The organism is Haematobacter genomosp. 1, assembly GCF_002196855.1.
Classification (GTDB): domain Bacteria; phylum Pseudomonadota; class Alphaproteobacteria; order Rhodobacterales; family Rhodobacteraceae; genus Haematobacter.
Genome location: NZ_NIPW01000036.1, coordinates 1 through 15,541, shown reverse-complemented (window position 1 = coordinate 15,541; position 15,541 = coordinate 1). Strand labels below are relative to the sequence as shown.

Annotated in this window: 13 protein-coding genes; 6 read left to right on the top strand and 7 right to left on the bottom strand. The window is 67.8% G+C overall.

Annotated features, from left to right (window positions below):
• Positions 1 to 175: 175 nt before the first annotated feature.
• The gene (locus CDV49_RS16660) at positions 176 to 1,546 is read left to right on the top strand and encodes an NAD(P)/FAD-dependent oxidoreductase (RefSeq protein ID WP_088216533.1); all 1,371 of its coding nucleotides are present in this window, start codon (positions 176 to 178) and stop codon (positions 1,544 to 1,546) included.
• A 65-nt stretch (positions 1,547 to 1,611) separates the two neighbouring features.
• Positions 1,612 to 2,181 (top strand): DedA family protein, encoded by a 570-nt coding sequence (locus CDV49_RS16655; RefSeq protein WP_088216532.1) that lies wholly within the window; start codon positions 1,612 to 1,614, stop codon positions 2,179 to 2,181.
• Here CDV49_RS16655 and CDV49_RS16650 read toward each other — a convergent pair.
• From CDV49_RS16650 to CDV49_RS16640, 3 genes are all read right to left on the bottom strand, one after another.
• Positions 2,150 to 3,655 (bottom strand): MATE family efflux transporter, encoded by a 1,506-nt coding sequence (locus tag CDV49_RS16650; protein WP_088216531.1) that lies wholly within the window; start codon positions 3,653 to 3,655, stop codon positions 2,150 to 2,152. The genes CDV49_RS16655 and CDV49_RS16650 overlap by 32 nt on opposite strands.
• Before the next feature lie 967 nt (positions 3,656 to 4,622).
• The gene (locus CDV49_RS16645; RefSeq protein WP_088216530.1) at positions 4,623 to 5,864 is read right to left on the bottom strand and encodes an ABC transporter substrate-binding protein; all 1,242 of its coding nucleotides are present in this window, start codon (positions 5,862 to 5,864) and stop codon (positions 4,623 to 4,625) included.
• Between the two features lie 372 nt (positions 5,865 to 6,236).
• Positions 6,237 to 7,130: a helix-turn-helix domain-containing protein gene (locus tag CDV49_RS16640; protein WP_088216535.1), complete on the bottom strand. Its 894-nt coding sequence runs from the start codon at positions 7,128 to 7,130 to the stop codon at positions 6,237 to 6,239.
• 175 nt (positions 7,131 to 7,305) lie between these two features.
• Between CDV49_RS16640 and CDV49_RS16635 the strand changes: the two genes are divergently transcribed.
• From CDV49_RS16635 to CDV49_RS16625, 3 genes are all read left to right on the top strand, one after another.
• A complete protein-coding gene (locus CDV49_RS16635) occupies positions 7,306 to 8,085 on the top strand; it encodes an SDR family NAD(P)-dependent oxidoreductase (RefSeq protein WP_088216529.1) in 780 nt (259 codons plus the stop codon).
• Positions 8,078 to 8,848, top strand: a complete 771-nt coding sequence (locus CDV49_RS16630) for an SDR family NAD(P)-dependent oxidoreductase (protein WP_088216528.1) — start codon at positions 8,078 to 8,080, stop codon at positions 8,846 to 8,848. Before CDV49_RS16635 ends, CDV49_RS16630 begins: the two co-directional genes overlap by 8 nt.
• Before the next feature lie 552 nt (positions 8,849 to 9,400).
• Positions 9,401 to 10,669, top strand: a complete 1,269-nt coding sequence (locus CDV49_RS16625) for a DUF2254 domain-containing protein (RefSeq protein ID WP_179209246.1) — start codon at positions 9,401 to 9,403, stop codon at positions 10,667 to 10,669.
• A 268-nt stretch (positions 10,670 to 10,937) separates the two neighbouring features.
• On the opposite strand, the gene CDV49_RS16620 is transcribed toward CDV49_RS16625, so the two are convergent.
• Positions 10,938 to 11,483: a TetR/AcrR family transcriptional regulator gene (locus CDV49_RS16620; protein WP_088216526.1), complete on the bottom strand. Its 546-nt coding sequence runs from the start codon at positions 11,481 to 11,483 to the stop codon at positions 10,938 to 10,940.
• A 111-nt stretch (positions 11,484 to 11,594) separates the two neighbouring features.
• Between CDV49_RS16620 and CDV49_RS16615 the strand changes: the two genes are divergently transcribed.
• Positions 11,595 to 13,061: an MFS transporter gene (locus CDV49_RS16615; protein WP_088216525.1), complete on the top strand. Its 1,467-nt coding sequence runs from the start codon at positions 11,595 to 11,597 to the stop codon at positions 13,059 to 13,061.
• Positions 13,062 to 13,139: 78 nt separating this feature from the next.
• Here CDV49_RS16615 and CDV49_RS16610 read toward each other — a convergent pair whose 3' ends face one another.
• The 3 genes from CDV49_RS16610 to CDV49_RS16600 form a co-directional block, all read right to left on the bottom strand.
• Positions 13,140 to 14,465, bottom strand: coding sequence for an NAD(P)/FAD-dependent oxidoreductase (locus tag CDV49_RS16610; protein WP_088216524.1), 1,326 nt, complete (start codon positions 14,463 to 14,465; stop codon positions 13,140 to 13,142).
• A gap of 39 nt (positions 14,466 to 14,504) precedes the next feature.
• Positions 14,505 to 15,152 (bottom strand): ABC transporter ATP-binding protein, encoded by a 648-nt coding sequence (locus CDV49_RS16605; protein WP_088216523.1) that lies wholly within the window; start codon positions 15,150 to 15,152, stop codon positions 14,505 to 14,507.
• On the bottom strand, positions 15,145 to 15,541 hold a 397-nt coding region (locus tag CDV49_RS16600; protein WP_143413190.1), incomplete at its 5' end, for an AAA family ATPase. The genes CDV49_RS16600 and CDV49_RS16605, both read right to left, overlap by 8 nt.

Below are 15,541 nucleotides of genomic sequence, written 5' to 3'. Positions count from 1 at the left end.
GGCGCCAACCCCTTCGCGGCCGGCGATCCCGGCCCACGGGTGGCAAGCCCCGCGGCAAAGCCCCCGCCAAGCCCCCCGGCGACGGCACGCGGGGGCCTGTGGAGGCGGTCCTTCCCGCGCCGGGGCGGGATGGCACCGGGGCGGCAGGGCGTATCTGCCCGGCGGGACGGGTGCCATGCGGAACGGTGAGGTTTCCTTCTGGTTCGCGGATGCGGGGGGCGTACCCGCCCCACGACCGGCGCTTGATGGCGACCGGCAGGTGGATGTCTGCATCATCGGCGCGGGGTTCACCGGTCTCTGGACGGCCTACTACCTGAAGGCGGCGGAGCCGGGGCTTTCCATCGCGGTGGTGGAGAAGGAGTTCGCGGGCTTCGGTGCCTCGGGCCGGAACGGCGGCTGGTGCTCCGGCGAGTTCGGCTGGTCGCGCGAGCGCTACCGCGACCGGCCCGGGGTGATCGCGATGGAGGCCCAGCTCCGCGCGACGGTGGAGGAGGTGATCCGCGTCGCGGAGGCGGAGGGGATTGCCGCGGACATCCGCCGGACCGATCTGCTGACCTTCGCCTGCAACCCCGCGCAGCTTTCCCGCCTAGACGCCTCGCTCGCGGAGGCGCGGGCGTGGCAGGTGCCGACGGAGCGCTTCTCCCGCATCGGGGCGGAGGCCGCGCGGTCCCGCATCCGCGTCGCCGGAGCGGAGGGGGCGCTGGTGACCCATGGGGTCGCGCGCGTGCAGCCCGCGAAGCTCGTGCGCGGCCTTGCGGCGGCGGTGGAGCGGAGGGGCGTCGCCATCCATGAACAGACCGCCGTGACAGCCATCGCGCCGGGGGTTGTCACCACGGATCGCGGGCGGATCACGGCGGGCCGGATCGTCATCGCGACGGAGGGCTTCACCCCCCGCCTGCCGGGGCGGCGGCGCGATCTCTTGCCGCTCAACAGCGCGCTGGTGGTGACGGAACCGCTTCCCGATGCCCTGTGGGAGGAGATCGGCTGGCGCGAGCACGAACTCCTTGCCGACAATGCCCACGCCTATTGCTATGCGCAGCGGACGGCGGGGAACCGGATCGCCATGGGCGGGCGGGGCGTGCCCTACCGCTTCGGCTCGGCGCTGGATCATCGCGGTGAGACGCAGGCCGCGACCATCGCCGATCTGCGCCGCATCCTGCGCAACATGCTCCCGCAGACAAGGGGTCTGCGGCTCGACCATGCGTGGTGCGGTGTGCTGGGCGTGCCGCGCGACTGGTGCGCGGCCGTCTCCTTCGACGCACAGAGCGGCATGGGGCGGGCGGGCGGTTATGTGGGCCTTGGCGTTTCCACGACCAATCTCGCGGGGCGGACGCTGGCGGACCTGCTGCTCGACAGGCGCACGGAACGGACGGGGCTGCCCTGGGTTGACCACGACACGCGCCGGTGGGAGCCGGAGCCGCTCCGCTGGCTGGGGGTCATGGGCATGTATGGGCTCTATCGGCAGGCCGACCGGCAGGAGGCACGGGCAGGGGTCACGCGGACTTCCCGCCTCGCCGCGCTGGCGGACCGGCTTACGGGACACTGACGGGAGACACTCGCGGGGTATACTGACGGGACCACTGACGGGACCACTGACAAGGGGGACGCGGGATGACGATGGAAAGCCTGATCGCCGACTACGGCCTGCCCGCGCTCTTTGCCGGTGCGGCGCTGGAGGGGGAGACGGTGACGATGATCGGCGGTGCGGCGGTGCATCGGGGGCTGCTGGACTTCTGGCCGGCCGTGGCCGCGGCGGCGCTTGGATCCTTTGTGGGCGATCAGGCGTGGTTTCTGGCGGGGCGCTACCTGCGGGACAACGCCCATGTGCGGAAACTCACCGGCAGCGCCGGGTTTCAACATGCGCGCGCGATCTTCGACCGCCACCCCGCCGCTTTCGTCTTCGGCTTCCGCTTCATCTACGGCATGCGCACGATCAGCCCGATCGCCATCGGCGCAACCGATTATCCCGCCTCGCATTTCGTGGTGCTGAACGCGCTGGCCGCGGTTGTTTGGGGCTGGCTTTTCGTGACGCTGGGCTACTGGTTCGGCACGGGGATAGAGGCGGCGTTCGGCCGGCTGCATGTAGTGAAGCATCTGGTGCTGGTGCTGGTGCTGGCGGGGGGCGCGGCCTTTCTCTACCACCGTTTCATCAGGCGGAAGGTGCGCTCCCGGTCGTCCTGACGGGAACTGCCGGGGCATCAGGGGCGGAGGGGTTGTGGGGCGGGGCGGCCTCCGAGATCATGACGGTCTGCGACGGGGCAAGGTCGTCCTCGACCCGCATGTCGGCCTCCTTGCGCCAGCCGCCGTGGAGGTAGAGCGCCGTCGCCATCAGCATGGTGGAGACCATCGCCGCCGGGAAGCTCAGCCACAGCGCATCGGGGCCCAGCCACCCTCGCAGGCCAAGCGCCACGCCGATCCGCACCGGGTACATCGACACGAACAGGATGATGAGCGGCCAGACAACCTGCCCGTTCGCGCGAACCGTGCCGAACAGCACCATGGAAACGCCGAAGGCGATGAACCCCCAGGTCGCGAGCGCGCCGATATGCTGGCCGATCGGGATGGCCGGGCTGTCCGGCCCGAGGAACAGGCCAAGCGCCCTGTCATCCACCAGCGCCAGCACCGCGACCAGCCCGCCCGTCAGCACGATGTTGAACCACACCCCCGCCCGCGTCACGCGGGAGACACGGTCCCACCGGCCGGCGCCGATATTCTGCGCGGCCATGGCGCTCACCGCCGCGCCAAGCGCCATGGCCGGCATCTGCACATAGGTCCAGAGCTGCTGGGTCGCGCCGAAGGCGGCCGTCGTATCCACGCCCAGACGGTTGACCAGCGTCATCATGGTCAGCATGGAACTGGAGACGACGATCATCTGGATGCCGATGGGCAACCCTTTGCGAAGCATGATCTTCAGCACGGAGGGCGCGGGCCGGAGGTAGCTCAGCTCCGCGCCGCGGAGCCGGAGCGGCAGGTCGCGCGCATAGATATAGACCAGCATGGACAGCAGGCTGATGTAGTTTGCCAGCGCCGTCGCCATGGCCGAGCCGCCGATCCCCATGGCAGGCGCGGGGCCGAGGCCAAGGATGAAAACCGGGTTCAGCACCACGTCCAGCACCACCGACAGGGCCATGAAGACCAGCGGAGTGATCGCGTCGCCGCTGCCGCGGAGCGCCATCATCAGCATGGTCTGCATCAGGATCGCCGGCATCGCGAAAAACGTGACGCGCAGGTAATCGCGGGCGAGCGGCGTGATCTGTTCCTGCGTGCCGAGCACTTCCAGCAGCCGCGGCGCCAAGAACCAGCCCGCTATGGAGACCAGCACCGCCAGCGGCACGAATGTGCCGAGCGCCGTGCCGACCACGCGTCGCGCGCCGTCAAGGTCGCCCCGGCCAAAGGACTGCCCCACAAGGATCGTCGCCGCCATGCCGAAGCCGAACACAAAGGCGGTCAGCATGAACATGATAAGGTTGCCATTCGTGGTCGCCGCCAGCGCGTCCTCTCCCAGCAGCCGCCCCACCCACACCGCATCGATGGAGCCATTCGCCGACTGCAGGACCGAGGAGCCGAGCGTGGGCAGCGCAAAGAGCAGGAGCGTTGTGCCGATGGGGCCTGTCACCAGCGGGCTGGCCGCTCCCTTTTCGTCCCGTCGCGCCATACCGCTCTCCCCCTGACGAGACGGATATAGCATGGAAAAGAGCCGGGGCGCGGAGGGATTGGCGGCCACCAGCGCTGCGGCGCCCGCGGGGGAGGGGGTCTTGCATCATCACCTCCTTTTCCACCGCGTCCCTCGGGGTGACGGAAAGCGAGGGTCATGCCGGTTCGCCAGCCCATCCAGTATCTGCGTGCGTGCGGGCGGAGTGTGTGTGCCAGAGACATGCGCCGGAGCTGTTCTCCTCGGCAACCACGCCCTCATCTGAGCGCGTTGATGGTCTGAAATCCACCTCGATTTCAGAGCATATCACTGCGGTAAAGATCGAGTCTGGAAACTGGCTCGGGTGACGGCATGCCGAGCGGTTCCTCCGTCGAAAGGACGCCCGGCTTGACGCCCAGAACCCTTGCGATGGCAACACGCCGGGCCATTCCGCCCGAAGGCTGAGCAGGCACGTTCCGTGGTTGGACAATCCGGCCCTGCCTATCGCCGGTACGATGAAGCTCCAACACACCTTCAGACTGAGGAATGACAGGATGCACGGCGCGCCCTGCGTCCACAGGCCTATGCTGGAGACGGAAGCCGCCGCCCGGGAGCAGGGGGCATTGAGCGCTTGCGGGAGACCAAGGGGCTGCTGAAAAGCATTGCATGACTACCCCGGGGCGGAAATCTTTCCCACACCGTTGAGATGCGCCCCGGAAACCGCAAGTTCTGGCGCGTGACCGGACAGATTTTCCGGTTTTAGACGCAAGCCCGGGTAGCTGCCCGGCCTTTTCAGCAGCCTGCCAGGGAGCCACCAGCGCGGATCGTTCGGCCCACGGGGTTGCGAGGATCACGGCCGCAGACCCCCACAGAGCGGGTCGTGGCCGGGTGCTCTCACCTGTGACCGCGACCCGTGAGGTATGTTGCCCGCCGAACGGAACCGGGCGCCGATGCCTGCTGCACCGGACGGCAGGCCGATCCCGAGCAGCGGTCAGGCGGGTATCAGCTTGCACCCGCCTTCGGCCATCGGGCGGAAGGCCTCCTCCGCCGGGATCGTGGCTTTCAGCGTGAACACGTCGCCCGGGGAGGTCACGGCAGCGGGCGACTTCACCTCGAAGAGATAGGCCGGGTGGATCTTGCGGCCATCCGCGCGGATCACGCCTTGTCCGAAGGCATCGTCATCCGTCGGCATGGCTTTCATTGCGTCTATCGTGGCGCGGCCGGACGCCTTGGCGGCCTCGACCCCGATCTCCTTCACCGCCTTCAGATAGTGCATGACCCCCGCGTAATCGCCCGCCTGGCTCATGTTGGGGAAGGTTCCCTCCGGCAGTTTGCCTTTGACACGCGTGGTGAAAGCGCGGGTCCGGTCGTTCAGATCCCAGTAGAAGGTTTCCGTGAGCGACAGCCCTTGCCCGACATCCAGCCCCATCCCCAGAACATCGGTAATGAAGCCCACCAAGGCGGCCATCCTGACCCCGGACTGCGGGATGCCGAATTCCTGTGCCTGTTTCAGGCAGTTGATGAGATCCGCGCCGGAGCAGGCCAGCCCGATCGTATTCGCGCCGGAGCTTTGCGCCTGCAGCAGGAAGGAGGAGAAGTCGCTCGTCGAGCCGTAGGGGAAGCGGACGCCACCCACCACTTCGCCGCCCGCCGCCTCTACGAAACGGGTCGCATCCGCCTCCGCCGCATGGCCGAAGGCATAGTCGGCGGTGATGAAGAACCACTTCGTCCCCCCCGTGTTGACCGTCGATGTGGCGGTGGAATGCGCCAGCGCCCAGCTGTCCCAGCTCCAGTGCACGAGCTGTGCGGAGCAGCTCTTGCCCGTCAGGTCCGACGACCCGGCGGTGGTGATGATGGCGGCCTTGTCCTTCTCCTCGAGCTGCGGGATCGCGCCGAGCGCCACGGCCGAATTGCCGACGTTCGTTATGACGTCAACCCCGCCCCGGTCGAACCATTCCCGGATGATGGAAAGGCCGATGTCGGGCTTGTTCTGGTGATCGGCCACCAACACTTCGACCGGGATGGAGGGGTTGGCGGCGGTGAATTCCTCAACCGCCTGCCGGGCACAGGCGACGGTCGTCGGGCCGGACACGTCCTGATAGACACCCGACATGTCCGTGATGACGCCGATGCGGATCGGCGCGCCCTGCGCCCGGGCGCGGCGGACGGGCAGAAGCCCCGCCGCCAGCGCCGCAGCTCCGGTGCCCAGCAGGGTGCGTCTGGTAATGGTCATTTCTCTGTCCTCCCCGTTGTCAGGCCGCGTCGTCCCCCCGGGACCGGAGGGCGATTGCCCGATGCCTCCGCACGATGGCGGAAGGTGAAATGATGTTGCGGGCCGGGCTCAGAAATGCAGCCAATACCCTGTCTCCCCGCTGCAGAGTGACCCGGCGGACAGCCGCGGAAAATGGACGATGGGAAGAAAAGGTTGGAGAATACCTGCGCCTCGGAGGCTGCCGGAAAGGCACTCCCGGATCGGCCCTGAGCGGAGGTCTTCCCCACATTGTCGAGGAGCGCGCGCGGAAACCGCAGGTCGGGCCCGTGACCGGACCGGTTTTCCGGATTTGAACGCAAGTCCGGGCAGGCGTCCGGCTTTTTCAGCAGCCTGCTAGGTCATCCGCTCCGCCTGTGCCAGCCGGAACGCGCCGGGAGACAGGCCCACGCGCTGAGAGAAGAAGCGGTTGAAATAGGCCGGATCGTCGAAGCCGATCATGTGACCGACCTGCGCGACAGTGCTTTCCGTATAGACCAGATAGCGTTTCGCCTCGATGATCAGCCGTTCGTAGAGCAGGGCGGAGGCCGTCCGCCCGCTTCGCGCCCGGCAGGCTGCATTCAGGCGCGCGGGCGTCACCGCCAGCGCCTCGGCATAGAAGATCAGCGAACGCTCCGATCGGAAATGCATCTCCAGAAGCGCGCGGTAACGGGCCAGAAGGTCATGGCCCGGCGCCCCGGCCCATGCGGCATCATGGGCCACGGAAAGTCTGAGCACCATGACCAGTGCGCGGGCGAACAGCGCCTGTATCGCCGCATGGCGGCCGGGGGCCGACCAGATGTATTCCCGGTGCATCCAGCGGAAGGTATCCTTGCAGGCTGCCAGATCGACGCCGGTCCCCTCCACCGGATAGACGGCGGCGCGCAGAGCGGCATCGAACAGCCGCCTGTCGGACACCGCGCTCGCCTGCACGAAGGAATGGGCGGCGGTGATGACATGCCCGTCCGTGCCTTCCTCGAACCTGATCTCATGCACGACGCCGGGCGGCAGGACGATGACGGCAGGCGGCAGGAGATCGAGGCTTCTCTCCTCCACACGGATCATCCCGCCACCCGCCGTCAGCAGAAGGATCTGGAAGTGATCGGGATGGGCATGTGGTCGAATAGTCCAATCATGCGGCCCGGAGCGGTCGCGGATGGGCTCGATATGCAGAAAATCCTTTTCGACATCCGCGCCCTGATCTCCGTAAAGATAATAGCGCGGTATGACCGTCGTTGCCCTGTCAGGCATGATGCTCCCCCCGAAACACCGTTTCCCCCGTTGCGAATTGTGCAAGATTGAGAGCCGTTCGTCCATTTGGTCGCGCGGCATCCCCGCATATTCTTCCGCCCGATCCGGGGGAGGATGCGATGACAGACGGCAAACAGCAGCGTGGTGGGCAACGGCGATCGCCGGAGGCGGGGCGATGAGTTGGCTGGGGTTGCAGGACCGTGTCGTCGTCGTCACCGGGGCGACAGGCGGGATCGGGCGGGCGATGGTTTCCGCCTTTGCCGGGCAGGGGGCGCGGGTCGTGCTGCTGGACATTGACCGCGCTGCGGCCGAGAGCGCGGCGGCGGAGCTTGGCGGTGTGCTCGCCCTGGCCTGTGACATGGGCGACCCGGAGGCCGTTGCCGGTGCCGCGCGGCAGGTCGAGCGGGAACTCGGCGGGGCGGATGTGCTGGTCAACAACGCGGCCATCCTGCGCCCCGGCGCGCTGGAGCATTTGCCCGTCGCGGATTGGGAGGCGATGCTGCGCATCAACCTCACGGGCTATCTGCTGGCCGCACAGGAGTTCGGTCGCGCAATGCTCCAACGCGGGGAAGGCGCGCTGGTCCATGTCGCCTCCATCGCCGGGACGCAGCCGCAGCCGCAGTCCGGGGCCTATTCGCCCTCCAAGGCAGCCACGCTCATGCTCTCCCGCCAGCTTGCACAGGAATGGGGGCCGCGGGGCGTGCGCTCCAATACCGTGAGTCCGGGGCTGGTGATGACGCCCATGTCCGCCGCGTTCTATGCGGATGCCGGGGTGAAATCCCGGCGGGAGGAGATGGTGCCGCTCCGCCGGATCGCGGGACCGGAAGACATGGCGGATGTGGCCCTGTTCCTTGCCTCCCGCCGCGCCTCCTATGTCAGCGGACAGGACATCGTGGTGGACGGCGGTCTGTCGCAGAGCCTGATGGGATTGGTGCCGAGGCCCGGCTATGCGTGAGGCGCAGGCAGCCGCAAAGCGGCGCGCCGTCGTGACAGGCGGGGCAGACGGCATCGGCTTTGCCATCGCGCGGGCACTGGCGGAGGCGGGCCACTACATCGTCATCGCCGACCTGAACGGCGATGCAGCGGTTGCTCGCGCGGCGGAACTCGGGCCGGACCATCGCGGCGTCGCCTGCGACGTGACGGCCGAGGATCAGGTCATGGCCCTTGCGGAGAGCATCGGACCGGTGGATGTGCTCGTCAACAATGCGGGCATTGCCGACAGCCATCTGCCCACGCTGGAGCAGACGGCCGCCGCCTTCCGCCGTTCGGTCGATGTGAACCTGACGGGCGCCTTCCTGATGACACGGGAAATCGGGCGGGGCATGCTGGCGCGCCGCACGGGCGCGATCGTCAACCTCTCCTCCATCGCGGGGATCACGGGATTGCCCAAGCGAAATGCCTATGGCGCGGCCAAGGCGGGGATCGTGGCGATGACGCGCAGCATCGCCTGTGAATGGGCAGGGCGAGGGGTGCGGATCAATGCCGTCGCACCCGCGTTCGTGGAGACGGCGCTGGTCCGCAAACTCGCGGCAGACGGACGTATCGACATGGAGGCGATCCGGCGCAGAACCCCGCTCGGGCGGCTCATCCTGCCGGAGGAGGTGGCGGCCGCGGTGGTCTTCCTGACCTCGCCCGCCGCCTCTGCCATCACGGGAACCGTTCTGCCGGTGGACGGCGGGTGGACGGCTTATGGCGACTTTCGCGACGCCTCCGACTGAAACGCCGCCAGAGCCGTGAAGCCGGTGTTTTCGCGGTGAGACGGTTCGGGGCGGGACACGGGAGAGCCGAAATCCGTTCAGCACTCCCGGATCGGTCATCAGAGCGTAGCCCCGCCTTGGCCATCTGGATCAAAGTGTTTGCCGGTTGACCGCGGGGTCGGGGTCGGGGTCGAACCGCCACTGCGCCGTCTCTTTGGAAGTCGAAACATCTACCGCCAGCCTGACGCCAAAATTCCGACCCCCGCATCCACCGTCAGGCCACCGGCATCCACCTGCATCGACATCGGCAACGGCAGCGGCATCCGCTGAAGTTCGTGCTTGCTCATCATCACCTCACACGGGAATTCCCTTGGCGCAACGCCCCCAGCGAGTGACATTTCCGGTTTGCTCGGGGATGACATTATCGCGTCCCAGCGACACCGCATCATGCACAATAGTTGGTATTATGTAATACATTCCGCGCCGCCGGATCAGGAAAGCGGGTTAGCTCCCGGCGGCAATGGACTTCATCCGCAGCCGCACCACCTTAGCGCCGGGACATGGATAAGGCATATGATCGACTGGCGGTTGTTTTTCGCGCGGCTGGCGCGGCGTATTTGGTTTCGGGCGGCGGCGTTCAGCATTCTGGCGGTCATGCTGGCGATAGCTGCGAAATACCTCGGGCCGTTTCTGCCCGATGAGCTGAATGCCGATCTCGGACAGGATTCAGTGGGCAATATCCTGCAGATCCTCGCGTCCTCCATGCTGGCGGTGACGACATTTTCGCTGACCGCCGTCGTTTCGGCCTATTCTTCCGCGACCAACCTTGCCACGCCACGCTCCACCCAGCTGTTGATAGAGGATCAGACCGCGCAGAATGCGCTGTCCACATTTCTCGGCAGCTTTCTCTTCTCCCTCGTCGGGATCATCGCTCTTTCGACGGGGTTTTACGATGAGAAGGGCCGGATCATCCTGTTCATCGGCACGATCGGCGTCGTCATCCTGATCGCGGTGACGCTGCTGGGCTGGATCGCCCATATCACCAGCTTCGGTCGGATGTCCGACGTGATCGACCGGGTGGAGACGGCGGCCACGCGCGTCGCGCGCAAGCATGCGTACAATCCCTGTCTCGGCGGCGTTCCGGCAGTTCCGGTGCCGGAGGCGGCAAAGCCGATCTTCGTCGATCAGACTGGCTCCATCGTCCGCGTCAACACGGCCCGGTTGATCGAGGTGGCGGAGGAGCATGATCTGACGCTGCACCTGCCGGTCATCGCGGGCACCTACATCCATCCCCGCCGTCCCGTGCTGTTCGCAGAGGGCAAGCTGGATGACGCCGCGGTCAAGAGCCTGCGACGGTCGTTCACGGTGGAGCGTCACCGGAGTTTCGGCGATGACCCGCGGCTCGGCTTCATCGCGCTGTCGGAAATCGCGAGCCGGGCGCTCTCCTCCGCCGTCAACGATCCGGGCACGGTGATCGAGACCATCAACGCCATCCAGCGGGTATTCGTCGTCCTGCTCCAGACCGAAAGGACGGACGAGAAAGGATCGGAGCGGCTGCATGTCGCCTGCCCCTGGGTCAAGGATTTCGTGGAAGACGCCTTCCGGCCCATCCTGCGCGATGCGGCGGAGCTGGAAGTATCCGTCCGGCTGCAGAAGGCGCTGGCCGCTCTGGCCGCGCTCAGCGATATGGAGGAGGCCGCTGTCTTTCGCCGCGCTGCGGACGAGGCCGCGATCCGGGCGCGGGACGGGCTGCATTATCCCGCCGATCTGACGGCATTCGAGGCCGGGCGCCGGGAGGCCTGGGAACTCCCGGTGCAATACGGCGGTGTCTCCGCGAGGTGAGGAGTGTCGGCTTTGCATAAGGCGCGCGCCGCCGTTCCTTGTCAGACTGCCGCCCTGCCCGGTGAGCAGCGACGTTTCTCCCGCCCATGGATGCGAGGGGGGCAGGCGATCCGCCTTGACGTGCGGCTGAAGCTCTGAAGTCGCATCTCTCTGCTCTGGAAATCGCGAAACGTGTGGATTTCTGCCCGGAGTCCGTCTGGTTGCGAATGATTTCCGCTCCAGCGGACAGCTGAAAGCCTTCCTCATCAGCCTGAAGGCGGAACCGCGATCACTCCCCTTGGGTGAGCTTCTGCATATCCGCGAACAGCGCCGTCCACTCCTGCGCACTGAACCTGACGAGACCGAGGGTCTTGAGCAGGAAAGCCCCCTCACCCGCAAGGAAGGCGACTGCGGTGCGGCGGTCCTCCGGCCGGGACAGGTCCAGCCCCGCCAGGCGGCCTGCATACCAGTCGCGGCTTGACGCCACCTGATCGGGCCGTTCGAGCAGCGCCGTCATCATCGCGGCGGAGCGGGAATGATCGGCGATTTCATCGACTTCCGTCACGCGGAGATGGGCGCGGATCAGTGCCTCCGGCGCGGGGTCCGGCCCGGCAAGGGCCGTCACCTCCCCCTCGAACACTTCCGACCAGCGGGAGATCATCGCGCGGATCAGGTTTTCCTTGGTGCCGAAACAATATTGCAACCCGCCCTTGGTGATGCCCGCTGCCTTTGCCAGCGCATCGAAGGTCAGGCCGGAGGCGCCTTGCGCCATCACGATCTCCTCTGCCGCGTCCAGTACCTTGTCGCGGTCTATCGTTCGTGGTCGTCCGGCCATTTCACCCCTTCCATTTCAATACATACGTATTTATTTAAATGGCGCGCGGTCCGCAAGGGCTGCGACTCGCTGACCTGCCGACTTCAGGCCGACTTCAAAAGGATCTTTCTCATGTTGCCCCGCAACCGCTGGCTGGTGCTCGCTCTGCTGTCCAGCGCGCTTTTCCTCATCTCGGTGGACATGACGGTGCTGCACACGGCCCTGCCCCGCCTTACCCATGATCTGGGCGCCACGGCGACAGAGAAGCTCTGGATCGTCAACGCCTATCCGCTGGTCGTCGCGGGGCTGCTGCCCGGGCTGGGCACGCTGGGGGACCGGGTGACCCACAGGCGGATGTTCCTGTCGGGGCTGGCGGTCTTCGGGCTGGCCTCCCTCTGGGCCGCGTTCTCACCCACGCCGGGGCTGTTGATCGGGGCGAGGGTCGGGCTGGCGGTGGGCGCGGCGCTGATGATGCCTGCCACGCTGTCACTGATCCGGCTCACCTTCACCGACGAGAAGGAGCGCGCCTTCGCCATCGGCATCTGGGCCGCTGTCGCCTCCGGCGGTGCGGCGCTCGGGCCGGTCGTGGGCGGGCTGTTGCTGGAGCACTTCTGGTGGGGGTCGGTGTTCCTGCTGAACGTTCCGGTGGTGGCGGTCGCGCTGCTGGCGGGCCCGCTGCTGCTGCCCCGGCGGCCCGGAAACCGCACGCGGCCTTGGGATCTGGCCGGGTCGGTGCAGATCATGCTGGGCATCGTCGCGGTCGTTTACGGTATCAAGGAGATCGCGCGGGCCGACGCCTCCCTGCTGACCGCGGGCGTGACGCTGGCGTTCGGAGCGCTGGTTCTCACCCATTTCGTCCGCCAGCAACTCGCCCGGCCGCAGCCGCTCATCGACTTTCGCCTGATGACCAGCCGCCGGTTCTCCGCCGGGGTGATCGCCGCGCTGGTCGCCTCTGCCGTGCTGGTCGGCGCGGAGCTGGTCTATAGCCAGCATCTGCAGCTTGTGCGGGGTTTCTCTCCGTTGCAGGCGGGGCTGATGATCCTGCCGATCCCGCTCGCCTCCTTTGCCGCAGGGCCGTTGACCGGACTTGCCCTGCCGCGCATTGGCGCGGAGCGGGTGCTCTGGCTCTCCCTGCTTCTTTCGGCGCTCGGGCTGGGGCTGTTTGCGATGAGCTACGGGTCCGGCTGGCTGTGGATGGGCGCGCTGGCGGTGCTGGGCTTCGGGCTCGGGGCGGCGATGACAGGGGCCTCCAGCGTCATAATGCTCTCCGCCCCGGAGGATCGCGCGGGCATGGCCGCCTCCATCGAGGAGGTGTCGTTCGAGCTGGGCAGCGCGCTTGGCGTGGCGATGCTGGGCGGGCTGATGTCGGCGATCTATACCCGGATGATGACGGTCCCGGCGGGCGTTCCCGAGATAGCGCGCGACGGCATCGACGAGGCGCTGATCCTCGCCGAAAAACTGGAGCCAGACATGGCGGCGCAGGTCATATCGCTGGCCCATGCGGCCTTCGACATGGCGTTTGACGGTGTGGTGCTGACGGCGGCTGTGCTGATGGGCGTCGTGGCGCTGCTGCTCCGCTGGCGGATCCGACACGTCTGACGGGGTGGCGCCCGACACGGAATGCCGCCTCTCGCACGCCGTGTCCCGCACAGGCGGCCCGGATCGGGGAGGCCCCGTTCAGCGGGCTTCCTGTTCCTTCGCCTCCCGCTCCTCCTGATCGGGGTTTCCTGCGGTGGTGGTCGTTGCGGTGCCCTGGGTGATGAGCCGCGATCCCCGCTGATTGCGCAGATAGATCCACAGCCAGCTCAACGCGACGCTCAGCCGGTTCCTGACCCCGATCAGGAAATAGATATGCGCAAGGCCCCAGATCCACCACGCCAGCGCGCCCTTCAGCTTCCACTTGCCGAAATCGATCACCGCCTGCCGCTTGCCGATCGTGGCGAGGCTGCCTGCGTGGTGGTAGGAGAACGGCTTCGGCGCCGGTTGCCCCCGAAGCCGGGCAGCGATCACATCGGCCACGTAGCCGCCCTGCTGCTTGGCGGCGGGGGCGATGCCCGGCACGGGCTTGCCGTCCGATGTGACCGCGGCGGTGTCGCCGATCACGAATATCTCGGGATGCCCCTCCACCGTCAGGTCGGGACCGACCTTGGCGCGGCCCGCGCGGTCCGTCTCCGCGCCGACCCACTGTCCTGCGGGAGAGGCGCGCACGCCCGCCGCCCAGATGATCGTGTCGGCGGGCAGGCGGGTGTCGCCGAATGTCACGCCCTCCGCGTCGCAGGCGGTCACCGGCTGGCCCAGCACCACCTCCACCCCCAGCTTCTCCAGCGCGCGCATGGTATAGTCCGACAGATCCTCCGGGAAGGAGGGCAGCACCCGCGGCCCCCCTTCGATCAGCACGATACGGGCGGAGGCGGGATCGAAGCTGCGGAACTCCCCCTCCAGCGTCTTGCGGGCGACCTCTGCCATGGTGCCGGCCAGTTCCACGCCCGTCGGCCCCGCACCCACCACCACAAAGGTCAGGAGCGCGCGCCTGCGGGCCGGGTCTTCCTCTCGCTCCGCCCGCTCGAAGGCCAGCAGGAAGCGTCGCCGGATGGTGGTCGCATCCTCCAGCGTCTTGAGGCCGGGCGCGTCCTCCTCCCATTCGTCATGGCCGAAATAGGCGTGCCGTGCCCCGGTGGCGAGGATCAGCGTCTCGTAGCCCACCCGGCTGCCGTCATCGAGCATGACCTCCCGCAACCGGGTATCCACGCCCTGCACATCGGCGAGCAGGGTCGTCACCTCGTTCCGCTCGCGGAGCAGGTGGCGGATGGGCCAGGCGATCTCCGAGGTGGTGAGCGCCGCCGTCGCGACCTGATAGAGCAGCGGCTGAAACAGGTGATGATTGCGCCGGTCGATCAGCGTGATGCGGACCGGAGAGCCCTTGAGGCGGACCACCGCCTGAAGGCCCCCGAAACCGCCGCCGACCACGACCACGTGATGCTTCGCTGTGCTGCCCGTCGTCATGCCATCTCCTTGCTGGTCGAGGGCTTCAGATAGAACCGTTCAGGAGAAAAGCTGTCGACAGCGACGAAAGTAGTGGGCCACGCCCCCGGTCCTCAGTGTCGCAGGGGGCGGGAGGCAAAGCCGCTCCCCGGCGATCCGGTCCAGCAGGGGCGCGTCATGGCTGATGGCGAGGATGCCGATCCCGCGTGCGGCGGCGATGGAGAGGAGCGCCCGCCAGATGAGCGCCTGCGCCACCGGGTCGAGCGGCGCGGTGATCTCATCGGCCACCAGATAGGCAGGCTCTGCCGTTAGCGCGCGGAGCAGGGAGACGCGCTGCAACTCCCCTCCCGACAACTCGTGCGGGAAGCGGTCCGCCCAGTCGGACCGGATGCCGAGCGCCGCGGCCACGGCGGGGTCCGGCCTGCCCGCCTCCGCCACGATCCGGGCGATCCGCCAGCGGGGGTTCATCGCCTGTCCCGGCTCCGGGTGGAGATACTGGACCGCACCCCGCGGCGGCGCGCGGCCGTTCAGCAGCACCTCCCCCCCGGCCGGGGGGTGCAACCCGGCCAGGGCGCGGCCCAGCGTCGTCTTGCCCGCGCCCGAGGCGCCTTCGACGCCCAGCACACCCCCCGGCGGCAGGCGGAGCGACAGGCCACGGACCACCAGCGCCCGGCCATGGAACAGCGTGAGGGCGCGGGCTTCAAGCATCGGTCAGAAATCCGTTTTCCGGCAGCGCGCGCCAGAGCCGACGGGCGGCGGGCGAGAGCCCCTCCCCCGCGTCCGCAAAGGCCCGCGCCGGTTCCACTCCGGCCAGCGTCCCCCCTTCCAGCACCGCGACCCTGTCCGCCCGGGCAAGGGCCGCGGAGAGATCATGCGTGATGAGCAGCACGCCCGCGCCCCGGTCCGCCTCTGCGCGGAGCCGGTCGAGAATGACATCGCGGTGGTGCGGATCGAGCCCCGCCGTCGGCTCGTCCGCCACGATCAGCCCGGCCTCCTGCGCCAGGGCCGCGGCCAGCATCACGCGGCGGGCCATGCCGGTGGAAAGCGCGTGCGGGCGCAGCGGCGCCACCCCTGCCGCGAGCCCCACCCCTGCCAGC